The 25,467-nt window shown below is 35.6% G+C and carries 14 protein-coding genes; 8 read left to right on the top strand and 6 right to left on the bottom strand.

Annotated features, from left to right (window positions below; all coding sequences use genetic code 11):
- The first annotated feature begins 50 nt into the window (after positions 1 to 50).
- The gene (locus R2Q59_RS17975) at positions 51 to 1,115 is read left to right on the top strand and encodes a sensor histidine kinase (protein WP_316786726.1); all 1,065 of its coding nucleotides are present in this window, start codon (positions 51 to 53) and stop codon (positions 1,113 to 1,115) included.
- Positions 1,116 to 1,120: 5 nt separating this feature from the next.
- Positions 1,121 to 1,864, top strand: coding sequence for a LytR/AlgR family response regulator transcription factor (locus R2Q59_RS17970; protein ID WP_316786722.1), 744 nt, complete (start codon positions 1,121 to 1,123; stop codon positions 1,862 to 1,864).
- Positions 1,865 to 1,938: 74 nt separating this feature from the next.
- On the opposite strand, the gene R2Q59_RS17965 is transcribed toward R2Q59_RS17970, so the two are convergent.
- Together R2Q59_RS17965 and R2Q59_RS17960 are read right to left on the bottom strand one after the other, a co-directional pair.
- On the bottom strand, positions 1,939 to 2,586 hold the full coding sequence (locus R2Q59_RS17965; RefSeq protein ID WP_316786720.1) for a GDSL-type esterase/lipase family protein: 648 nt from the start codon (positions 2,584 to 2,586) through the stop codon (positions 1,939 to 1,941).
- Between the two features lie 130 nt (positions 2,587 to 2,716).
- Entirely contained in the window at positions 2,717 to 6,034 is a 3,318-nt protein-coding gene (locus R2Q59_RS17960; RefSeq protein WP_316786718.1) for a caspase family protein, read from the bottom strand.
- A 470-nt stretch (positions 6,035 to 6,504) separates the two neighbouring features.
- On the opposite strand from R2Q59_RS17960, the gene R2Q59_RS17955 reads away from it, so the two are divergent.
- Genes R2Q59_RS17955 through R2Q59_RS17945 form a run of 3 tightly spaced genes read left to right on the top strand, consistent with a single transcriptional unit; the run spans position 6,505 to position 13,108 of the window.
- Positions 6,505 to 9,588 carry a TonB-dependent receptor gene (locus tag R2Q59_RS17955; protein WP_316786716.1) on the top strand — a complete coding sequence of 1,028 codons (3,084 nt, stop codon included), beginning with the start codon at positions 6,505 to 6,507 and terminating at the stop codon, positions 9,586 to 9,588.
- Between the two features lie 24 nt (positions 9,589 to 9,612).
- Positions 9,613 to 11,421 (top strand): RagB/SusD family nutrient uptake outer membrane protein, encoded by a 1,809-nt coding sequence (locus tag R2Q59_RS17950; RefSeq protein ID WP_316771394.1) that lies wholly within the window; start codon positions 9,613 to 9,615, stop codon positions 11,419 to 11,421.
- 22 nt (positions 11,422 to 11,443) lie between these two features.
- Positions 11,444 to 13,108: an endo-1,4-beta-xylanase gene (locus R2Q59_RS17945; protein ID WP_316786714.1), complete on the top strand. Its 1,665-nt coding sequence runs from the start codon at positions 11,444 to 11,446 to the stop codon at positions 13,106 to 13,108.
- Between the two features lie 517 nt (positions 13,109 to 13,625).
- Here R2Q59_RS17945 and R2Q59_RS17940 read toward each other — a convergent pair.
- Genes R2Q59_RS17940 through R2Q59_RS17925 form a run of 4 tightly spaced genes read right to left on the bottom strand, consistent with a single transcriptional unit; the run spans position 13,626 to position 21,178 of the window.
- The gene (locus R2Q59_RS17940) at positions 13,626 to 15,545 is read right to left on the bottom strand and encodes a sialate O-acetylesterase (RefSeq protein ID WP_316786711.1); all 1,920 of its coding nucleotides are present in this window, start codon (positions 15,543 to 15,545) and stop codon (positions 13,626 to 13,628) included.
- Positions 15,546 to 15,554: 9 nt separating this feature from the next.
- Complete coding sequence (locus R2Q59_RS17935) at positions 15,555 to 17,171, bottom strand: DUF5597 domain-containing protein (protein WP_316786709.1); 1,617 nt, start codon at positions 17,169 to 17,171, stop codon at positions 15,555 to 15,557.
- 20 nt (positions 17,172 to 17,191) lie between these two features.
- Positions 17,192 to 18,286, bottom strand: a complete 1,095-nt coding sequence (locus R2Q59_RS17930) for a glycoside hydrolase family 43 protein (RefSeq protein WP_316786708.1) — start codon at positions 18,284 to 18,286, stop codon at positions 17,192 to 17,194.
- Between the two features lie 21 nt (positions 18,287 to 18,307).
- Complete coding sequence (locus R2Q59_RS17925) at positions 18,308 to 21,178, bottom strand: glycosyl hydrolase 115 family protein (protein ID WP_316786706.1); 2,871 nt, start codon at positions 21,176 to 21,178, stop codon at positions 18,308 to 18,310.
- A gap of 185 nt (positions 21,179 to 21,363) precedes the next feature.
- Here R2Q59_RS17925 and R2Q59_RS17920 point away from each other — a divergent pair, with 185 nt between their 5' ends.
- From R2Q59_RS17920 to xylA, 3 genes are all read left to right on the top strand, one after another.
- Positions 21,364 to 22,383 carry a LacI family DNA-binding transcriptional regulator gene (locus R2Q59_RS17920; protein WP_316786703.1) on the top strand — a complete coding sequence of 340 codons (1,020 nt, stop codon included), beginning with the start codon at positions 21,364 to 21,366 and terminating at the stop codon, positions 22,381 to 22,383.
- A gap of 162 nt (positions 22,384 to 22,545) precedes the next feature.
- On the top strand, positions 22,546 to 24,027 hold the full coding sequence (locus R2Q59_RS17915) for a xylulokinase (protein WP_316786701.1): 1,482 nt from the start codon (positions 22,546 to 22,548) through the stop codon (positions 24,025 to 24,027).
- 100 nt (positions 24,028 to 24,127) lie between these two features.
- Positions 24,128 to 25,459 carry a xylose isomerase gene (gene xylA, locus R2Q59_RS17910; protein WP_316786699.1) on the top strand — a complete coding sequence of 444 codons (1,332 nt, stop codon included), beginning with the start codon at positions 24,128 to 24,130 and terminating at the stop codon, positions 25,457 to 25,459.
- The last annotated feature ends 8 nt before the right edge of the window (positions 25,460 to 25,467 follow it).

Here is a 25,467-nt window from a genome sequence, read left to right as displayed (position 1 = left end):
TTTGCAACTTTGAACTGCTAAAATCACTAAATTATGCCTGTTAAAATATCATGATAGAAAAAAGATTATCGTTTAAAGAAGGTGGTTGGCTAAAAACCAATATCAAATATGCCATAATCGGAATTTCGGTAGGCCTTTTAATGAGCACTTTCATTTATATCTTTAATCCACAAGATATGCAAACTAAAAATGTGTTATTCAACATTCTTTTTAGTTTATTCATAACCCTTAGCATCGCTAATGTTATAGCGTTTGTGCAACGCTATTGTACACCTGCTAAAATTGGTTTCTGGAATTTTGTTTGGATTTATTACATCTGCAATTTAGTAGGCCTCTTTATAGGCGTGGAGCTATCATACTTCATTGTTTCTATCGCATTTGACATTAAATATAATTTTATAGGTCATATTAATGATTACAAATTTAATGTGTTGATAACAGTAATTGTGGGCACACTAATTTTACTATACCATTTCCAAAGAATAAATGCAGAGACCATGCTAAAGTCTAAAGAAATGGATTTAGTGAAGTTAAATCAATTAAAAACAGCAGCAGAATTGCAAGCATTACAATCTAAAATCAATCCACACTTTTTATATAATGCCTTAAATTCCATTGCGAGCTTAATTCATGAAGATGCAGATAAAGCTGAAGACATGACTATGAAACTGTCTAAGCTTTTTAGGTATAGCATAAACACCTTGCAAGAAAATCATGTCGCCATAAGGGAGGAAATAGAGATTTTAAACACCTATTTAGACATTGAAAAAGTACGCTTCGGCAATCGTATCAACTTTAAAATTGACGTTTCGCCAGAACTAAGAGACAAATTAATACCTCGCTTTTTATTACAACCTTTGGTAGAAAATGCTTTAAAACACGGACTAAAAGATGTTCCCGACGATGGCGAAATGAAAGTTAATATTACAAAGATTGGAAACAGAATTGATATTTTTATTTACGATAACGGCACTCCTTTTCCAGAAGAGTTAATTGCTGGATATGGATTGCAAAGTACGTTTGACAAACTGCAGTTATTGTACAAAGATGACCACGACATACAAATTAACAATACACCCGAAAAACACATTAAAATTTCAATACCATTTATTTAATTACTATGTGGAAGACCATAATTATTGATGACGAACAATTGGCTCGCCAACGAATTAAACGCTTGTTAACGCAGTACGATGAAATAGAAATAATTGCCGAAGCTGAAAATGGAGCTGAAGGATTGGAAATAATTGAAAGTTTAAAACCTGATTTAGTTTTTTTGGATATTGAAATGCCAGTATTAAATGGTTTTGAAATGCTGGCGAAATTGAAACATCATCCTAAAGTTGTTTTTACAACGGCATACGACCAATATGCCATTAAAGCTTTTGAAGAAGGCTCAATTGATTATTTATTAAAGCCGATTGAGATTGAAAGGCTGGACAAGACCATTAAAAAATTAAAGCAAACCAACCTTGCTCCTGCTCAAGTTCCAATCGAAGAATTAATCCGACAGATACAAGGTAAAAAATCTATTAAAACCTTAACTGTTAAACTTGGAGATAAGATTTTATTAATCAAGCTGGATGATATTGTTCACATCCAAGCAGAAGACAAATATGTTTTTTTACACACAGTGGATGGCAAAAAACACCTAACAGATTTTACTTTATCTACACTTGAAGAGAAATTACCTGAAGAATTTTTAAGGATTCATCGCAGCGAAATCATCAATACCGAATACATCAAAGAGATTAGAAAAGGCTTTAATGGCGCACTCATTTTTGTACTCAACAATGCTGATGAAACAAGGGTTACTTCTAGCCGTTCAAATAGCGAAGCTTTGAGGTTAAGATTTGGGATTTAATGGTTTTGTCAACCAGAACGCAGTGAAGGATCTACTAAACAGATTCTTCGCTTCGCTCTGAATGACAAATGGTATTACTTCAAATAAGACTCCATAATAGGTGCCCAAATCGCATAACCTTTTGCGTTCATGTGCAGGTTGTCCGACAGGAAAATATCTTTCATGATTGTTCCATCTGCATTAAACATTGCATCATAAGTATTAATATAAGTCGCTCTTTTTGTTTTAGAAATGAGCTCCATTATCTTTTTGTTAGCATCAACCATTAATGGCCAGTATTTTTCTCTTGAAGGGCTTGGCTTAATGGATATAAATGTTAAATGAACTTTTGGATATTTCTCTCTAATTAGCGTAAACAATTGCTTAACTCTATCCACTACAACATCTGCAGTAGCTCCTCCTGTAAAATCATTCTCTCCACAATAAATAACCACCTGTTTTGGCTTGTATGGATAAACGATATCCTTTACAAAATAAATTAGATTAGGCAATGATGAACCACCAAATCCTCTATTGATGATGGTATGATTTGGAAAATAGGTTTGTACATCTGTCCATTTGGTAAAGGTTGAACTACCAATAAACAACACTGCTTTTTTCGGCGGAAAAGCTATGCTATCCTTCTTTTTAAAATTCTGTATATCCTTTGAAAAAGGTACTTCTTGAGCTTTTAAGCTAACAAAAGCAAGTAAAAATAAAATGATTAAACTTAATTTCTTCATCTGAGTCTATAAATTTTACGACAATGAAGATAATAAAGATTTATCGAAATCTCATTTAGCTAAGCTTCTAAAAGTCAAATCGGTCTTACCGAAAGAAGAAACAAAAGATAATTTCAATTCATCATAACCATTAATTTTTAGCTACAGTTGTAGGTTTTGCTGGTGGCGTGATATTCGGAATTAATAAAAACTCACTCCCTGGCTTGTCATCTCCAAAACTACCTAAAAGCGGACCAGATGGCAATTTTTCTACAAATTGATATAAATTTTTAGCCGTTAGTAAATTATTGGCTCCACCTTTGCCTTGCAGTGCCATAATTAATCTTTGTGCAAAAGGAGAATGTTTGCCTGCATAACCATCTGGCACTTCTTTTTTACCACCGGAGGTGATATAAACCCTAGTCTTTTTCCCAAGTTTACCTTCGATATAGGTATTTGCATTTAAATCTGCGTACTTCCCTTCCCCGCTTTTAGTAGCATTTGTTAATACGGTTTCGTCATAAGCAAGAGCATTCATATCGAACATATTATCTGCACCTCTTGATACATTGTTAGCTACACGGTCATCAAACGTGCCTCCAAAACAAACATCAAGCAATAATAAAATCTGGTTAGGAGGCAAGTTGTTTATCATTCTAGATAGTTTAGAATATTGTATATATGAATTTCTAAACGGATCATCGCTGGAAGGTTTCGAATCATTAACCACAATCAATCCATCATCCAATAAGTTATCATCAAAATCTCCATGTCCGGCAACAAAAATCACTAACTGGTCACTCTCCTTTAACAATTTAGACAACATTAGCACCTTGTTATAAATGGTATCTAACGGCTTATCAATTAAACGTGTTACCTTATAATTGTAGTTGTTTTCTAATTCATCTGCTATTGCTTTTGCATCGAGAGTTGGATTGCTTAAATTACCCCACTGTGCACTTGCTTTATAAGTATTTGTGCCAATAACCAAAGCATAACGTTTTGAGTTCTCTCTAGTTAATTTCTCTTTGGTTTGATTTCTAATCTTAGCCCCACGCATTTGCATGGCTTGTTCGGGCATAAAATATTGCAGATCACTAATAAAGTTCTTTTCAAAGAACACATCAAAATAACCGCTTCTTATGTAATCACAATCGGCTTCCGCTTTTCCAATTGCATACTTTAAAGCATTAATGTATAAATCGTTTTCAAACAAACCATAAATATTTAAATCGCTTGTTAAGTTGGTGATATAATAATTTAAAGGTCCATGCTTTATATCTCTATTATTACAAACCATATTATCCATACCTGCACCTTTTGGAACAATGAACACCCTATTTTTATTAGATATCGCCGCTAATGTTGGGCTATTTTCTATCAAATTTTTGATAAATTCTTTTTGAAAATTAGTTGTACTTCCAGCCTCTGTTATAAACAGTTGATTATTAGCGGGTATCATTTGTAATAAATCTTTCAATTGCACTAATGATATTCCATTTTTCTTAATCTCAGCTGTATCAGTTAAGGTTTTTAACCCATAGGGGATGAAATAAGTAAGTTGTTTACCTAATGAATCTTTTAAAGGAACCGTGTAACCAGAAAAATTGAACACGAAATAATCTTCAGGTTTTGATGTCATTGTTTTGTTAATGGCATCTAATATATTTTTTTTGGTGGCTAAAGAATCTGTTAGCAAATAAGAGCTAACATTTCCTGTCTCAGATACAGATTTATACTGATCAGTAAAATATTGATTATAAGAAGTTGCATCAGCCACGCAATTTAGAAAAGAAAGCTTACCTGTTTTTGGGTATTTACTGATGCCTACAGAAATGATATGCGCATTGCCCTTAGGTTTAATTTCTGCCAGTGTTACACCTTGTTCTGTTGAGGATTGATTTTGTTCGAAAAGATATTGCGGGAAATTTGAATAATAGTTGGGATTTTGTTTAGTTACATTCAATCTAACTTCGTTGATTAAATCCTCATCTGTTATTGAATAAGGCAAAGCAAGTGCGTTTGCAAGCGCATAAGAATAAATCCCATAGGTAACTCCATTCTTAGAAGCTTCCATACTCAATTCATCACCACTGGTACCTGATAAGATAACAAATGGCACATCTGTGTATTTTTTAGAGGAAAACAATAGGCTACCTTGCTCACCCCTAAATTGGACCTCGTTCTTTTTTTCGTCTTTTGCGTTATCTGCAGACTGACCACAAGCATCGTAAGAAACTATTAGCTGTCCCTTACTACCAATTTTCTTTTTAATGGCATCAAACACCTGTTCAATTTCCTTTTTTGTTATCCAATAAGTATTAACTGTATCACTTTTACCCTTATAATAATCACTAGCTAAAATAAATACTTCATTACCATCTTTTACTTTAGTAGCATCATAGCTCAAAGCACTAAAATGCAAAAATGCAATATCAGATGGCAAAAGCTTTGCAGCAAAATTGTTTAATGCCTGTAATATACCTGCTTTTGTAGCTTGCCCATCGGTTAATAAGCTTACATTCTCCTTATTAAAACCTTGACCAGAAATAAGTTTACTCTTAATGAGGTTAACATCGTTTACAGAGCCAGCGATATTATACACTTCTATAAATTTATCATTAATTTCTTTTGCTGTATATTCTACTGGTCTGGTGTATTGATTGATACCAATTAATAGAGCCTTTTTGTAATTCGAAGCCGTTGAATTTGGGGTTCTAATTGGCTCAACCAATGTTTTAACAACATTACCTTTGCTATAAATATATTGTCTTGATACCACACCATCCATATTAAAAAATGTGAGTGTGTCACTAATTAAGCCATCCTCATAATTAATACTTGCTTTTTGACTTCCGTTTTGATGATAAAGGCTTTGGCCTATCTTTTTTACATTGTATAGATTATACCATTTTGAGTAGACAGTATCTACCCTATTTAATGTTTTTGAAAGCAATGTGCCTTGCTGCGAATAAAGCAATACATCTACCAAGTTATCATTGCGAGAAACCAATCTTAATTCTTTTAATTTTTTGGCAAGATAATTAACTGTTATAGACCTATTAATTTTTCGCTTATTATCAAAATATAAAAGGTTAATTTCCTTAAAATAACCTAGCTTTTGAATGGATTCCAAAAGGGTTTGAACCTCTGCAACACTTGCTAAAGAACCATTTAATCTGATTACTTTTTTATTGATTGTGAAATAATAATACTTTTTTTTACTGACTGAGTCGGTAGCTACAGATAAATTTTGCTGCGTAAACAAAACGCATGAATCGGGGGTATAAGCGTTAAGATCACTTGGCAAGAATTTTATGGGTATAGGGAGGTAATTACTTCTGATTAAAGCTGTGCCGAATATTTTTTTTTCATTGTCTATGCTATTCTTTTTGCTTCCGAAACTTAGCGAGCAAATAAAAAGCGAGTAAAAAAATAGCAAGAAAGCCTTATTTAGTTTGAGAGTCATTTTATTGAGGATTGAAATGAGTTAGTTATCTAAATAGCAAGCATTTAAGAACCCGAAAAGATACTACAAGGTAACCTTTTAAATAGGTTTAATAAATACCTATTATTGGGTATTTTTATTAAGTAAACCTAATGGCATTTCATTATATTAATAGATGGAATAGCCAGACGAAATGGCAAGTTTATAAATAATTCTTCATGCAGCAATTGAGTTATTTAGCTCAAAAAGCAATCGGTTTCAATACTAGATGCAATCGGTACACAACAATTAAACGGCATTTTTAGTGAAATTAAAGGCATTATTAAATATATTAAAAATATTTTATGCAATCGGTTGCAATTTAATTTTTTAATATCTACTTTTATCCTAACCAAATATACTTAAGCTAATCTCCTTCTTAATCAGGAGAATAAAACTTAAGGTTATTTAAAGGCAGTTAAAGAAACATTGCGTATTAAATTAAACCTTGTATGAAAAAACCTAGACAAAAAATGCTGTTTAAGAGTTTAGCTATGCTACTACTTTTAATAGGCCTAACACCATCTTTGCTTTTTGCCCAAACCGTTTTAAAGGGAAAAGTATTAGATGAGAAAAATCAGCCGATGCCTGGAGCAGGTGTTAAACTTAAACTTTCTGGAAAAGCGACGGTAACTGACGCCAATGGCGATTTTACCATCAGTGCAAATCCAGATGAAAAAACATTAATTATTTCTTACATTGGCTATCCAGCTCAAGAAATTGAAATTAAGAGTGGCGTAACCAGTTACAATGTTACCTTAACACCCGACTCGAAGAATTTAAATGAGATCGTTGTTATTGGATACGGAACTCAAAAACGCCGAGATGTAACTGGATCTATTGTCTCGATGAGCGGGGCAGCTATTAAGGAAGTTCCAGTAGCAAACATTCAACAAGCATTACAAGGAAGATTAGCAGGGGTAGAAGTTCAATCTGTTGGTACCGCTCCAGGAGCAGGCGCACAAATCAGAATTCGTGGCGAACGCTCTATCAATGCTTCCAACAATCCTTTATTTGTTGTCGACAATATACCTTACAATGGAACATTAAATGACATCAACCCAGATGACATTGCCAGTTTAGATGTGCTAAAAGACGCATCTGCAACTGCAATTTATGGATCTCGTGGCGCAAACGGTGTAATTTTAATTACCACAAAACGTGGCGTAGCAGGCGACACCAGAGTTTCTTTTAACTCTTATTATGGTGTAACTAAAATTACAGATAAGTATAATGTGTACGACGCTAATCAATATAGGGCTTTGCGTGACTATTCTATTTACACACAAGATTACTTGGCTGATGAAAAGCAAGGAATTACCGCAGGTAGAAATACCGATTGGCAGGATTTGATGTATAAAGATGGTTTAATCACCGATAATAATTTAAGCATTTCGGGAGGTAGCGAACAAAGCCAATTTTCTGTTGGAGGTGGATATTTTAAACAAACATCTGTTTTGCCAAGTCAAAACTTCGCTCGTGCATCATTTAAGGCAACTGGCGATTTCAAAATTGGAAAACGTGTTAAAATTGGATTTAATAACTTATCGAACTACAGTATAACAAATGGCTCACAATTTGGCCTGAATGTATTCCCATTGCTAACATTAAGCCCTCTATCATCACCTTATAATCTAGATGGTAGCGTAAATAAAAAACCTGCAGGAAACCTGGATGATCAAAACACAACCTACAACCCTTTAATGCTTTTAACCAATGACAATCAATGGGTTGATAGAGTTAGAAGATTTAGAACCTTTACCAGCTTTTTTGGAGAGGTAAACATTTATGATGGCTTAAAATATCGCTTAAATGCTGGTTTAGATTTTAACCAACAAGAAGGCAATCAGTTTAGAGGTACCGACAGTTATTTTAGACCAGGAATGAGTAATATTGCCGCTGTTAATAATGGAATTGGAACAAAATATTCTATTGACAATCTAATTACTTATGATAAAACATTTGCACAAAAACACCGTGTATCTGTAACTGCGTTATTTGGCATAGAAGAAGAACAATTCCACAATACATCGGTAAGCAAGGAAGCAATTACTGCAGATTTTGTTCAATTCTATAACTTAGGCCTATCTGCTGTAGAGCCTGCTGCTGTCTTAGGTGGAAGTGAAGCTTCCTCTACGCTAATCTCCATGATGTTAAGAGCTAATTATGTCTACAATGACAAATACATGATTACGCTAACTGGACGTAGGGATGGTTCATCTCGTTTAGGTGCTGGTAACAAATGGAAACAATATCCAGCTGTTTCCGCAGGATGGAGCATTACCAATGAAGAGTTCATGAAAGAGGTAAAAGTTTTCTCAAATTTAAAATTAAGAGCAGGTTATGGTGTTACAGCAAATCAATCAATTGATGCTTATAGTACTTTAGGTGGCGTAGCCTCTAACGGCGTACGTTACAATTATGGAAATATCTCACAAACTGGTTACTACGTAAATAGAATTGTTGATCCAAAATTAGATTGGGAATATACTAAAACAACAAACATTGGATTAGATTTTGGAATTCTTAACAATCGCATTACGGGTAGCATTGATTGGTACACTGCTAAAACAGATAAATTGCTATATGGAATTCCATTGCCTCCAACCTCTGGTATATCAGAAAATTACTTAACCAACATTGGCAATATTACCAATAAAGGTTTAGAGGTAGCATTATCAAGCCAGAATATTAAAACAGATGGAGGTTTCTCTTGGAGCACCGATTTAAACTTTTCATTTAATAGAAATAAATTAGTGGCTTTAAACCAAAGCACAACACAAGTTATTAATGCTCAGCTATTTGTTGGTCAACCTTTAACGGCAATCTATGACTATAAAAAACTAGGCATTTGGCAAACAAGCGAGGCTGCAGAGGCTGCAAAATATGGCTTTGTTCCTGGACAATTAAAATTAGAAGACCACAATGGTGACGGAAAATTAACAGTCGATGATAAATATGTAATTGGTAACGGACAAGCAGATATTCAAGGTGGTATGACTAACCGTTTTAGCTATAAGGGCTTTGATTTATCTTTTGTTTTATATGCTCGTTTTGGAGGAACACTGATAAGTCAAGTTCACCAACCATTAGCAGGATATTTAACTATCAATGATGGCAGAAGAAACCAGTTAGCTGTTGATTATTGGACACCAACAAACCCAACAAACGCATTCCCTTCGCCAAATGTTGCTGGTGGTTTATTAAGTTCACCATTAACTAGCGATGCAGCTACTACACTTGGTTATTATGACGCAAGTTTTGTAAAGGTAAGAAGTATCAACGTAGGGTACTCATTTGATAGCAAACTTGCTAAAAAATTAGGTGCGCAAAAACTTAAAATCTATGTAACTGCACAAAACCCTTTCATTCTCTATTCACCTTACGTAAAAGCAGGCGGCCTGGACCCAGAACCAACTGGAACAGGAAATCAAGGGGTTCAAAATCCAGGGAATATTTCTTCAAGAGCACTTACCATTGGGGCAACAACGCCACCAATAAGATCTTTCCTTGCCGGTTTAAATGTTACTTTTTAATCGCTAGAATTTAATTTTAAGAAAATGAAAACAAGATATTTTATCAAAGCAATGGTACTTTCAGCATTAATCATGCTTGGAAGTTGCAAGAAAGCCTTAGAAGAGCAACCATATACAGCTTTTACAACGGATTATTTTAAAACAGCAGACGGAATACAAGCCGCAATTAATTCTGCATACTCTGGTATGAGGTATGATTACGGTCCCATTGGAGCTGTGCTATTGGCTAATATGGGAACTGATGAATTTACTTTTGGTGATCAAGGTAACTCAGGACAAACCTTAGAACTGGGAACCTATCAAATCCCTCCTACCAATGGGTCAATATTAACACCTTGGAATAGGAATTATTCTAACATCAACCTTTGTAATGCCATTTTAAAATTCGCTCCAGAAGTTAAGATGAGCGATGCTGCAAGAAATGCAATCATGGGTGAAGCTAGATACCTAAGGGCACACTACTACATGTTATTAGTAGAACAATTTGGTGCCGTACCTTTAGATTTAGGATCTGGAGATTTGGTATTTACCGATGTTGCGTACTTTGGCTTCAATCGTCTTCCATTCAATGACATATTGAAAAAGAACTATCAAGCCATGATTAACGATTTGATTTTTGCAAGTCAAAATCTACCAGTTACAAGACCAACAAACGCATTTAAACTTTCTCAATCAGCTGCATTACATTTGTTAGCAAAAATTTATTTATATCGTGGTTACTCTGATGCTAAAGAATCTACGGATTTTAATAACGCCTACAAAACCGCGATGGAATTGATCAACAATAAGGCAAAATACGGAACAGATTTATTGCAAGATTATAGCTTGATCCATAAACAAGGAAATGATTATAACCAAGAAATTTTATATTCTGTAGAGCGTTTACCTTTAAATAATGCAAACAATGAAGTTCCTAATCCAGATACAGAATTTGCTAATAAGGCAAACATTGCTGCTAACTTGTTTACTTGTAATTACCAAAATTCAGCTACAGTAGGTGGCGTTTCATTAATTGATGACAGGCCATTCCAATATAACCGCCCATTAAGACAATTAGCACCAACACCTTATGTTTTCAATAAAGTATTTGCCGACAAAATAAATGATGCTAGATATGATGGAAGCTTTAGAACATTATGGACAGTAGCTACCTTACGCACAGGTGCAGATTTAGAAACTTTTAAAACAAGGTTAGCTGGAGTAGGCGTTGCACTTGGCGACACAGCTATTTATTTAGCACCAACTGATGCAAGAGCTGCTCAATTAAAGGCTGCTGGCAAAAAATACAAAGTAATCGGCCCATCAGAATATTGGTCTAACCAAAATAAAACAAACCAGATTTACCCTAGCTTAAAGAAATATAATGATAGCATCAGAAATACTTTCCAAGATGCGTCAGGAAGACCATTTATTGTAGCTAAATTATCTGAGGTTTATTTGATGGCAGCAGAAGCAGCTTTACAAGATGGTCGTCCAGCAGATGCTGTGCCATTGATCAATACTTTGAGAGAAAGAGCTGCTTTCCGTTCAGGACTTAATGCTACAGACCTAGCCGCAAGAAAAGCATTAATGCGTATCAGTGTATCAGACATTAACTTAGATTTTATCTTAGATGAACGTTCAAGAGAGCTTTGTGGAGAAAGTTTAAGATGGGCAGATTTAGCAGTTCGTAAAAAATTGGTTGAGAGAGTAAAACTCTATAATCCTGATGGAGCGCCTAATGTTAAGGATTTTCATAATTTAAGACCTATCCCTCAGGCCCAAATTCAAGCTGTAGTAGATCCTGCTGGCGACCCTAACAGAAACAAATATCAAAATCCAGGTTATTATTAATCTATAATTAAAGAAATTAAAAATGAAACATAAATTAATTATTCCTGGCTTATTGTTACTTGCAGTAACAGGAATGTATTCTTGTAAAAAAGAAATATATAACGGTGCAGATAGCTTAGCTGAGGCTCAATTTACAGATAGCATAGGTACATTAAAAGGTTCGGCTTCTTTCCCTATCGGTTTGGCTGTAGAGTACCCACTATCAACTACCAGTAACGGTAAATATTGGTCTATCGTTAAAAGAGAAGCTGCATGGGTTACATTTGGTAACGAACTTAAAAACAGCTCCTTGGTAAAAACAGATGGAACTTACGATTTCACAACAGCCGATAATTTCTATAGCCTTGCAACTAATGCAGGTATAAAAGTTTTCGGACATACTTTAGTTTGGCACACGCAACAAAGAGCCACCTATTATAACACCTTAATTGGAGCTACAGGCAATCCAACAGGCCCTACAAATCTTCTACAATCGGGCTCAGTAAACGGAAACCCTGGCTTTGAAGACGGCACAGGAAATGCTTTTACAAACTGGGCTACATTTAATGGTGCCGCATCATTTACAGCTGGCGCAGCTGCTGATGCACGCACAGGCGCTAGAGCACTAAAAGTTACAGTGGCAACAGACAATCCTGGTGGCGAATGGAGGGTGCAGCTTGCCAGCGTATTATTTCCAACTGAAGTAGGTAAAAACTATAAAATAACTTATTGGGTTAAGGCATCGACACCAGGTAGTGCAGCAATTAGATTTTCTACCCAGAATAGCGCAGGAGCAAATGCTTCCTATCAAGGTAATCAGGATGTAAGTACCGCATATACAATGAAGGAATTTACATTTGCAGCAAAAGACGCACAAACTAGAATCCTTCTAGACCTTGGAGCAAAAGCAAACACCTATTATTTTGATGACATTGTAGTTGCTGACGCTTCAATTGTACCGCCACCAACAGGTCCAGCCTTAGTTGCTATTGTTGACAATGCAATGAAAAAACACATACAAACTGTTGTAGCACGATATGCTGGTAAAATTACTGCTTGGGATGTGATCAATGAACCATTTACTGATGGTGGCGAAATTAGAAATAATGTTAATACGCCAACACCTTCAGGCAGAACAGATGTATTTGTTTGGCAAAACTACTTAGGTAGGGATTATGCCGCAAAAGCTTTTACCTATGCAAGAGCATCAGACGCGACTGCAGATTTGTACATGAACGATTACAACTTGGAATCGAGCACTGCAAAACTAGATGCTTTTGTAACCTTAGCTAATGAGTTAAAAGCGGCAAACACTGGTATTACTGGAGTAGGAACACAGATGCATTGCAACATCAACACCTCTTATAATTCAATAGACCAAATGTTTATTAAATTAGCTGCAACAGGATTAAAAGTTAGAATTTCTGAATTAGATGTAAGGTTAAATCCTTCTGAAAAAGTGGGCGATGTTGGTGCTTCAATGGCCTTACAAAACCTACAAGCTGCAATGTATAAATATGTAATTCAATCTTACATAAAACACGTTCCCACAGCACAAAGAGGTGGTGTTTTAGTATGGGGCGTTAGCGATTCAGATAGCTGGATCAGCACAAGCTTAGGCAAAAATGATGCACCTTTATTGTTCGATAAAAACTATGTTAAAAAACCAGCATTCGCTGGAATTTTACAAGGATTAAAAGGCAATTAATTAAGATAAATTTGGTTTTATGGCGGCAGGTTTTTATAACTTGCCGCTTTTTTTATGCTCAAATCGCTAAGCAATCGAGGTTAAAAAGAGTTCTTTAGAAATAATTTGAAAAGCAAGTTCAGCAAATAATAGGATGGGTTCTGCCCTTCTTTCCGCTTTACTTCACCCAATGAAGAGATTGGGTTCGTGCTCGCTGCAATAAGGTTTATTAAAATTAGGCCATACAGCTATTTAAGGTTGCATGTTGCAAACCCAGCCAAGCACCACCACCTTTGTTAAATAAACCTGATAGTAGCGAATCCCGATTTTTCTTCGGGAGTAGCGTATAGCAGGACAACATTAGCCAAGGATTACTGGCATTCGTTTTCAAATTAATCTCAATGAAATTATGCTAGAGCACAGATTCGTCATTGCGAGGAATGAGGCAATCTCAAAGAGATTCACATTAACCAGTCTATGAATGAGATTGCTTCGGACGATGAAGAATCGATCCTCGCAATGACGTGGCGATTAGATTTTACAATCCAACCTTTGCTTCAAATGGCGAGGCTGGCAAGTTTGCTTTATTGTACAAATTAGCACCTTCTGGATTATCTGCCCAAGCATAACGAACAGAAACTGGATTTTGCACTTCCTTGCTCCACACCACAACTTTATTGTTAATAATTTGAGCATTTGCCCAGTAATATTTTTTGTCTGCCCCAGCAACCGCGAAGTATTTTAACTCTTTTGCTCCTTTTGCGATTAAACCGCCACCAACGTTATTAAAGCTGATGGTAATTTTATTTTTATTCAGCTTGGCTTCCTTAAACATTGGTCCAGAATTTACACTTTTAGTATCTCCATAAACTAAATGCTGGGCTTGTAAAGCCAAACGTTTTCCTACATCTTGTTTGTTTAACGGGTGAATATCATTCCATTCGCCTAAATCAATGGCAACTGCCATAGCTGTATTAGGCACAGTTAATAAGTCTAGTTGCTGTTGCCTTAACTTAGCCCAACTACTTTCTGTAGGCGTTGTTTTAGTTTCCATAAAACCTGGCAATTGCACATATAAAAATGGGAAATTACCTTGATTCCATTTACTTCTCCAGTCTTCGATTAAAGTTTGCATTAAACTTTTATACTCTTCTGCTTTATTCGTATTCGCTTCTCCTTGATACCATAAAGCACCTTTGATGGCATAATTGGTTAGCGGACTGATCATTGCATTATACAAACCAACAGGTTTCCATCTTACAAAAGTTTGAGAAGGAGTCGGTTCCATCTTGGCACCTAGCTTATAATTCCACGCTCCTTTTAAATCAATTGTTTCATCGCCAACAATTAACTCATAAGGTTTATCTGGGGCAAAACCTCCCTTGCCAGAATTACTTACTACCCTTACCACTATTGTGTTTTTTCCTTCTTTTAAAAGATTGCTCGGCAAAACATACCTCCTTGGTGGATATTGATAGCTTGTTGTGCCTGCAAATTGTCCATTAATGAAAACTGAATCTGCATCTATAATTCTGCCTAACATTAATTTGGCTGGTTTACCAACCATATCTTTAGTGACATTGATATCTTTTTTAAACCACACCACTCCGTTTACAAAACCTAAAGCACCATCGGCCCAATAACCAGGAATATTCATTTCCGCCCATCCTTTAGCATCTGTTTTTTTCCAGTTATTAATTAAACCTTCATCAGCGGCATTTAGCTTTTTATACCAGTTAATTGATGCTTGCTGGTCTGCTTTTTCAATGTTTTTAATTAAATTATCATCTTTAAATTTTTGTAGCTCTTCATAGTAGCCAGGAAATTTTTTAATGGCACTTTCGCTTATCCAATCTTGTGCTGGAGAACCTCCTAAAGCGCTGTTGATGAAACCAATGGGGATATGATTTCTCTTATAGATCTCTAAAGCAAAAAAGTAAGCTACACCAGAAAAATCTAATACATTTTTAGGACTAGCACTTACCCATGAACCATTTGAAAAATCTTTGCGTTCCTGCTTAAAATCAAATTCATCAGGAACTTGAAACTGTCTAATCTGATTGTTATTGGCATTTGCAATTACATCTGGGTATTTATCACTCAATCTACTCATTGGCAATTCCATATTTGATTGTCCACTACACACCCAAACATCACCAAATAGAATATCCTTAAGTATAATTTTGTTGCTTGCCGTAAAAACCATTTGGTAAGGTCCACCAGCTTTTTGAGCAGGCAATTTTATTTGCCATTCGCCTTTTTCATTGGCTTTAGCAGTATATTCTGCTTTATTAAAATTCAGCTTAACGCTTTCATTTGGAGTAGCCCAACCCCATAACTTAATCGGAATTGACCTTTGCAAAACCATTCCATCGCTAATTAACCTAGGCAATTTTATTTGGGCAGAGCTGCTTAGACTTGCTAAAATTAAAATGACATATAATGATATCTTCCTCATTAGAATTAATTATTTGTAAGTATATAACTTGATTTTTTGGATGCTATAATCTCCCTCTGGAATTCTTAAATGCCTACCCTGATGACTTTGGTCGCCATTCATTCTTAAACCTGGAACAAATATACCATCCTTAAAAACACCTTCGTCAATGTATCCAATTCCAGCCCGTGTGTTGGTTGCTATTGGTTTAAAAGTGACTACAACTCCTGTTCCAGCTACAATAAATTCATCCGCAGCAAGCTGAATAACCAATGCACCTGTAATTGGCCATTTTTCGTCTTTTGCTTTTGCCGACCAACCTAAACTTAAGTCGTGAGAGAAAGTTAAAATATAATCGCCCATTTTGATTTCTTTTTTGGCATCTATTTTATCAAATAAAACCCCATTAATTGTTCCCTTACCTTGATGCTGAAGAACAATAGGTTTTAATTGATCCAGTAATTTATAAGTCGCTGTTACTTCAGCAGTCTCTTCTTTTGAACCATTTTCTATAGAAAAAGGCGAAAATCCCATAGCGCTATGATGCCCTATTGCATAAAACGCCTTTCCTCCAACTCCTTGTTCGAAACGAATTTCTGGGATGAAGAGTGTATTTCCTCCTCTCACATATAAATCATTCCAATACTTAAAATCTGGATTATAAAAGTCGGGCGATAATAAATCTATTCTTGGCGCTGCCGATTTCCAAACATCCATTACATGAGGCAATGGTCCTGCACTTGGATATTCGCCTGGCTTAGCTTCTTTTTTATAGTTTAAGGCAGTATTTAAAAACATCGGTAAATTATATTCAGACTTTCCAGCATCCGTTAATTTGTTAATGAAATCGGCATAATACCAAGCCATAAAAATTTCATCAGTTGCCAAACTTTTACCAAAAACTTCTTCCCAATTACCAGCAGTTTTAAAACCATTCCTTTCCCAAACCGCTTTAAATTCTGGCATTAAGCTATCTTTATTCTTTTTTAAGTAATTAAAAAATGCCGCTGGAATTGGCTTTTTAAATGCCGCTGTTGCCAAAGGGCTGTGGTCTCTAGCTTCTGGCAACATTCCAATTTCATTTTCTACCTGAATCATTACCACAGTTTGGTCTTTACTGTCAACTGTTTTAATGTGTTTCATTAATTCCTTGAAAACTTTAACATCTGCATTGAGATTATTCTCGTAAAAAGGGCTAAGTATTTCTTGACCAATACCATTTTTATCCGTTGCTCTTTGAAATCTTTGTTGGTCTTTTTTAACCCAATATGGCGCATAACATGACATGCTGTTTTTCCAAACGCCAAACCATAAAAACACAAGTTTTATATCATTCCTCTTTGCATTTGCGATTAAGCTATCAACTAATGTAAAGTTTAACTTTCCCTCTTCTGGCTCTATCAAATCCCAATATACGGGAGCAAGAATGGTATTTACATTCATTGCCGTCATTTTTGGCCAAATGTTTTTCATATACTCATTATCAGAAGCACTTGAATTACCCAATTCTCCACCTAAAATTAAATAAGGTTTGTCTTTAACGAATAACTGCTTAACCGTCCCTTGTTGTTTTAAATAGGTTTGTGCATTGGATAAGTTCGCAAAAACTAGAAGAAACATACAACCAAAAAAGAAACTCTTTATCATGATATCACTAATCAAATATGTTATTTATTCATTGGTTCTATCAAAGCGATAGTTCCATCTGCATTGTGTTTTAATTCCGTTACCTTGATATTTCTTAAATGAGTTTTATTAGATAACTCTGTATCATGGTAAAAAATATACCATTTACCTTTTATCTCAAGGATTGAATGGTGGGTTGTCCAGCCTTGAACAGGATTCATGAAAGTACCTTGATAAGTAAATGGACCCATCGGACTATCGCTAATCGCTGAAGCTAAAAAGTGCGTATCGCCAGTTGAGTAAGTAAAATAATATTTACCATTAAATTTATGCATCCAAGAACCTTCAAAAAATCTTCTATCATGGTCTTTAGTTAGTAATTCTTTTCCGTTTTTATCCAAGATTTTCACATCCTGAACAGCTCCATCAAAGCTTAACATATCTTTACTCAACTTGGCAACTTTTGCAGAAATAGCAGGTTCATTTTCTTTGCCAGAATCTGTTTTTGACCCATTGGCATCGTATTTTCCGTTGTTCCATCTTTGCAATTGACCACCCCAAATTCCACCGAAATACATGTAAGAATTACCGTCAGTATCTGTAAAAACAGCTGGATCTATACTAAAACTACCTTCCATTGGTTTAGGTTCTGCTTTAAACGGACCAGCAGGATTTTTAGCCGTAGCCACACCTATCCTAAACACATCGTTTTTATCCTTAACAGGAAAATATAAATAGTAAGTCCCGTTTTTAAACGCTGCATCTGGTGCCCAAAGCTGTCTACCTGCCCAAGGAATATCCTTTACACTTAAGGCTACGCCATTATCAGTTACTTTTCCTGTAACACTGTCCATACTTAAAATATGGTAATCACGCATATCAAAGTGGTCACCCATGTCATTTTCTGGAGTTCCAGCTTCTATATCATGAGATGGATAAATATAAATTTTGCCTTCAAAAAGATGCGCAGAAGGATCAGCAGTATAAATTTCTTTAATTAATGGCGGAGATAGATATTTAGATTTTTTAGTCGTATCTGCAGTTTCATTATTTGCCGTTTTTTGGTTCTGCTGACAGGCGCTTGCAGTTAAGGCCATCATTACAAATAAGCCAGAAAGTTTTAAATTATTGCTCATATTTTCAATTTATAAATGGTTTTATTTTTCTTGTTTACTTACAAAAGTTTCCGGCGGACCTAAGTAACTTGGCTTTAATCCACCTAAATCTATTACTAGTTTTTGCAATACTACACCAGGAGTTACCATCCAATATTTTAAGGTGTGTTTGCCTACAGCATCAATTTTCAGTGCCGTTTTAAAAATCTTGATGTTATCTGCAACTGATTTTCTCCAAGCTGCTTCAGTTCTATAATCGGCGCTAATGTTAACAATAACAGGTGGTTGCTCGTCTACAGAAATTGCAAATTTTAATCCATCAGTATTTGTAAAATCTATGGTTGGAGAGATATAACTGTGCAAATTGTAGGTTCCTGTTTCGTTTGAATAGAAATCATATTCCAAATGCGGAGTATTAGCATCTAATTTTTGAACTGGCGAAGTAACCGGAACTGGCATCACACCTCCTGCCGTTTTACCATAATTAGGTATTGTTTTCCAAAAAATTGGTCGGCTGTTTACGGCTCTACTGTAGCTTGGCGCTTCCATTGAGATGTATGCATCTTTTGGAACAAAGGCATTAATATTTTTATCCAAAAACCTTCTGTTGTCTATTTTAATTGGCAAGGTAATTTTAGAACCATCGTTTGCAGAAATTGTAATTACAGATTCCGTTTTTCCAGCAGGTGCTTTTTCCCAATCTATACTTAAATAAATTCTTTGTTCGGTTTTTACTTCACCCGTTGGAGCATTTACATTTACGAAACCTGGGGCTTTAATTTCATACTTAAACGACCCTTTTCTGCCATTAAATAGCTCTAAGTAATGTGTTTTGTTGCTGTAATAATCAAATGTTGGAAAAGCTACATCAACCTTTGTTTTACCTGTCCAGGATGAATCACTGCTTTCGATTGCAAGTCCGAGTTGAGCTTTAGATAAATCACCTGTAAACGCAAGCATAACAGTTTCAGGCATCGAATTTTTATCAGGTTGTTGCCAATAAGTATAACCAATATGAGTTTGATCCATCATGTGATCCCATTTACCATTTGCCATTACTTTATTATAGTAATTGGTAATTTCTTCATCCTTTTTATATAATTCCGCTGCTTTATCTGCCATTGCATTTGCAGAAAAACGGCCCTGTCTAGCGTATAATTTATTTTTGGCAACTGACAGATATAACTCATTTAAATTGGCACTTGCTTCTACAGGATGTAAAACCAGTTGATAAAAAGCGTCTTTCTGATTAGCAGGAATTCTATCGTAAATAAATTTGCTGCGATCTTTTAACGAATTATAATCGGCCACAACATTTTCAAATTCGTTATAATTAGCTAAACTATAAGTTTTATCATTCAATAATTCTGGCTTAATTCGCCCATTGTACTTGCTGTATAAATCTAAAATATCAGCGATGTCAGCAGCATACTCTTGTCCAAATTGTTTGTTAGACCAATTAATAATATAGTCTTTCAATTTTTCGGCAGGAATGGCATCAGGCGCCCAAGCGTAATCTAAAAAGAATTCTATCGGAAACTCCATTGGCTTTAAATCGCCTACATTAACAATCCAAATCTGATTCGCGTTATACTCATAAGCCAAGTTCATTTGCTCCCAAACCTTCTGAATTGGATTGGTATTTACCCATTTATAATTTCTCGGATCGCCCACATAATCAAAGTGATAATAAATACCATATCCTCCGCTTCTTGGCGCTTCATTTAATTTAGGCAGCTTTCTGATATTACCCCAATTATCATCGGCCAATAGCAAAGTCACATCATCTGGCACACGCATTCCCTTATCATAATAATCCTGTACTTCTTTATATAAAGCCCAAATTTGAGGAGTTTCTGATGCAGGTTTTTTGGTTACTTTCTCAATTATTTCTCGTTGATCTTTAACAATTTTTTCTAACAACGCAGTGGCTGTTCCGGTAGACATCGGTTCATCTCCATCGCCTCGCATACCAATAGTGATGATTTGCTCCTTATCTGCTACACGCTGTAAACCACTCTCCCAAAATTCTCTTAATTGCTGTGGATTTTGATCATAATTCCATTTACCGCCTTTATATCTTTTCCATTCATCATGGGCTCTAGTTAAAGGTTCATGGTGCGATGTACCAATCACCACCCCATATTCATCAGCCAAAATCGGGTTCATTTTATCGTCGTCGTTAAACGCATTGCCCCACATTGCAGGCCATAAATAGTTGCCTTTTAAGCGCAAAATCAATTCGAATACCTTTTCGTATAATTTAGAATTGAAACCTCCAAACTCCTTATGTGTCCATCCTGATAAGGCAGGCGCTTCATCATTTAAAAAAATGCCTCTGTACTTTACCGCAGGCGATGAAACAACGTACCTTCCTGATTTAACAAATAAACTTTCACTTTTTTTAACAGGAACATCTGCCCAATAATACCACGGCGAAACGCCTATTTGATATGATAATTCATAAACACCGTAAATCGTTCCTCGTTTATCGCTTCCAGCAATAACCATAGCACTGTCTATACCAGGCAATGGGTTTTTAACCACTTCAATTAATGTGCTTTCCCATTTCCCAGCAATACCTGCAACGTTAATTTTATTGTTTTTCACCAACTGGTCGATGATTTTACTATTGCCAATGGTTCCGATGATGATTGTTAATCCAGTTGCTTTTTCTGTAGAAAGTGAAGGATTTAAACCTGTTACTTTTTGTAAGTCGCTTTGCAGGTTTTTAGCAGCTCTGGTTACACCGGCAAACTCATTATCACTCAATAAAATAGAGCTAACCTTTCCTTTATTGGCAATTACAAAACTTCCAGGAACGTAAGACTTGATAATAAATGGATTTGTTCCAGCCGCAAAGACAAATCCTCGCAGTAAAACCAAAACAACTACAATTAGCAATTTTTTCATAACGCTCATACTCTTTAATAATTGAATATTATTCCCACAAATATTTGGTACGCCTAAATTAACTTTATTTTTATAAAAATGCAATCGGTTGCACTATTTTTATTTAAACTATCGGTCAAGATTTTTAGAATGATTTATTTTTTCTTAGTTTGCAGCCGAATTGGAGTTTTAACATATAACAATAATTGAAAAAGAAAACCACCATATACGACATTGCCAAGGAGCTGAACATCACCGTATCAACGGTTTCTAGGGCATTAAGTGGTTTTCCAGCTATTAGTGAAGCTACGAGAGAAGCAGTAATCGCCACAGCTAAAAAATTAAATTATAGTCCAAACCGGCTAGCTTCTGCATTAAAATCAGGCAAAACATACATTATTGGTGTAATTGTACCAAGCGTACAAGCACATTTTTTTGCTTCTATTATACATAGTATAGAAGAAGGTTTAAAAGATAGTGGCTATAGAGTTATCCTTTATCAATCTAACGAGTCTGTTGAGAACGAAATAAACGGGGTTAAAACATTGCTAGAAGCACAAGTTGATGGAATAATTGCCTCCATGTCTTTAGAAACTGAAGACGTTTCTCACTTTACTGAAATCATTAAACAAAACAAACCACTTGTTATTTTTGATAGGGTGAACAGTAACTTAAATGTACCAACGGTAACACTAGATGACTTTAAAGCTGGTTACATGGCTACTGAATATTTAATTCAAAAAGGATACAAGAACATTGCTTTCATCACCACCATCCATCAAATAAAGATTTTTAGCGACAGGCTAGAAGGCTACAAAAAAGCATTAAAAGACAACAACTTACCCGTTTCGGAAGAGAACATCATCCTCGGTGGACTATCTATTAAGGACGGTAGATTTGGAGCTAGTAAATTAATGCGATTAGAAAATAGACCTGACGCAATTATTGCTGGAGACGATTTTACGGCGCTTGGGGTAATTAAAAAACTAAAGGAAATTGATGAAACTCCTCCTAAAATTGGCGTAATTGGATTTGCAAACGAAGGTTTTTCGGCATACATTACCCCAAACCTATCCACAATAGACCAACACCCCAACCAAATGGGTAGTGAATGCGCTAAAATGTTTCTTAAAATGATTCAACAAGAGAATCCATATCAAGACATTCAACATATTGTATTAGACCCAACGTTGGTCGAAAGGCAATCGACAGGGAATTCTATTTAAGACATTCTTCTTTATCCTGATGGAAAGCAACTCAAAACAACAAGTTGCATAACCTTATTTAAAAAAATCGAAAAAAACTTTCAAAATATTTGACTTTTATAAATTTACGTCTATCTTTATGCAACCGTTTGCATAGAACCAAATTTATAAATTACAAACTGAATGTATTTACTAGGTATTGACGTAGGCACATCGTCTATAAAAGTTGCAGTTGTTGATATTCAAACTCAAAAGAGTGTGGCTACTGTACAGTACCCAGAAGAAGAGACAGCCATTAAATCAATTCAACCCGGCTGGGCAGAACAAAGCCCAATGGATTGGTGGCATAATGCGCAACAAGCTATTTTAAAAGTAAATGCTTTAGATTTATTTGACCCAAAATCAATAAAGGCAATCGGCATTGCCTACCAAATGCACGGATTAGTTGCAGTAGATAAAGAACAAGAAGTTTTAAGGGATAGCATTATTTGGTGTGATAGCCGAGCTGTAGCATTAGGCGAAAAAGCCTTTGATGCAATTGGCCACGAAAAATCACTCGAAAACCTTTTAAACTCTCCAGGTAATTTCACAGCTTCAAAATTAGCTTGGGTAAAAAACAACGAGCCTGCAATTTATGAAAAAATAGACAAGGTGATGTTGCCGGGCGATTTCATTGCAATGAAACTTACAGGGCAAATTACAACTAGTATTCCTGCTTTATCTGAAGGTATTTTTTGGGATTTCAAGAAAGATGAAATCTCTAAAGATGTAATGAATCATTACGGATTAAATGAAAATCACATCCCTAAAATTCAAGCTCTATTCTCAGAACATGGTTATCTAAAAGAAGGCATTGCTAAACTTTTAGGCCTAACTGAAGGTATACCTGTTTCTTATAAAGCTGGCGACCAACCCAACAATGCTTTATCATTAAATGTGTTAAAACCTGGTGAAGTTGCCGCAACTGCCGGAACATCAGGTGTAATTTATGGCGTTAGCGATGAATTAACATACGACAAACAATCGAGGGTAAATACCTTTGCACACGTAACCTATACGCCAGAATTAAAACACACTGGCGTTTTACTATGTATTAACGGAACTGGAAGTATGTATCGTTGGGCAAAACACAATTTCGCTCCTTACCTTTCTTATCCAGAATTAAATCATATCTCGGCTCAATCGCCAATTGGCAGCAAAGGCTTAAAGGTTTTACCTTTTGGCAATGGCGCAGAGCGGATGTTGAACAATAAGTTTACAGGCGCACAATTATCAGGTATTGATTTAAATACGCATAACCAATCAGATATTTTTAGAGCCGTTCAAGAAAGCATTGCCTTCTCATTTAGGTATGGATTAGATATCATGAGAACAAACGGAATGCAACCAAAAGTAATTAGAGCGGGTAAGGCAAACTTATTTTTAAGTGATGTATTTGCTCAAACTTTTGTAGATGTAACGGGTGTGCCTGTAGAACTATATGAAAACGACGGTAGTGTTGGAGCAGCTTTAGGTTCAGGAATTGGCGCAGGCATTTTTACTGATGCAGCAGATGCATTTTCGCAACACGACATATTAAAATTAATAGAGCCTAAAAACTCACAAGCATACGAACCAATTTATCAAGATTGGAAAGAAATATTAGAACAAGAGTTAGCTGGTTAATAGACAATAGTAAATTGTTAATGGCCTAACCGCCCAGACAATTGACTATCAACCATAGACCATTAACCAAAATTTATCCAAAAAAATTAACAAAGAAACGATGACAAAAGTAGTAACAGGAGCAAAAGAATTTTTTAAAGGTATTGAGCAAATACAATTTGAAGGTTTGCAAAGCGATAATCCACTAGCATTTAGATGGTACGATGCAAACAAAGTAGTTGCTGGAAAAACCATGAACGAGCACTTTAAATTTGCATGTGCTTATTGGCATTCATTTAATGGAAATGGCGCAGACCCATTTGGTGGAGCAACACATATTTTCCCATGGGATGAAAAGAAAGATGCAGTTGAACGTGCAAAAGATAAAATGGATGCAGCATTTGAATTCATTACCAAAATGCAATTACCTTACTACTGTTTCCACGATGTGGATGTTGTTGATTATACAGATGATGTTGCAGATAACGAACGCAGGTTACAGGCTTTAGTAGAATATGCTAAACAAAAACAAGCAGATAGCGGTGTAAAATTACTTTGGGGAACAGCTAACCTATTCAGCCACAGACGTTACATGAATGGTGCTTCTACTAATCCAGATTTTCATGTATTAGCACATGGTGGAGCGCAGGTTAAGGCTGCATTAGACGCAACCATCGCCCTTGGCGGAGAAAATTACGTGTTTTGGGGAGGAAGAGAAGGTTACATGAGCTTGCTAAATACCAACATGAAACGTGAGCAAGAGCATTTGGCTAAATTCTTACATACGGCTAAAGACTATGCTCGTAAACAAGGTTTCAAAGGAACATTCTTCATCGAACCAAAACCTTGTGAACCATCTAAACACCAATATGATTATGATGCAGCAACTGTAAAAAGTTTCTTGCAAGAGCATGATTTATTGGCTGATTTTAAATTGAATTTAGAAGTTAACCACGCCACTTTAGCTGGTCATACTTTCCAACACGAACTACAAGTTGCAGTAGACAATGGTTTATTAGGTTCTATTGATGCTAACCGTGGAGATTACCAAAATGGTTGGGATACTGACCAGTTTCCCAATGATATCAATGAATTAACAGAAGCCATGTTAATCATATTAGAAGGTGGTGGCTTACAAGGTGGCGGTGTAAACTTCGATGCTAAAATTCGTCGTAATTCTACAGACCAAAAAGATTTATTCTATGCTCACGTAGGCGGAATGGACTTATTTGCTCGTGCTTTGGTAACTGCTGATTCTATTTTGCAAAAATCAGACTACAAAAAAGTTCGTGCAGACCGCTATGCTTCTTTTGATAGTGGTAAAGGTGCAGAATTTGAACAAGGTAAATTAACCTTAGAAGATTTGAGAAACTATGCTGCAGAAAATGGTGAACCAGCTACTTTAAGCGGCAGACAAGAATACTTAGAAAACATCATTAATAGACATATCTAGTTATTAGG

The sequence above is a fragment of the Pedobacter frigiditerrae genome, assembly GCF_032678705.1.
Classification (GTDB): Bacteria; Bacteroidota; Bacteroidia; order Sphingobacteriales; family Sphingobacteriaceae; genus Pedobacter; species Pedobacter frigiditerrae_A.
Note: the sequence above shows the minus strand (reverse complement) of the source record. Positions and strands in the feature narration are given on the sequence as shown.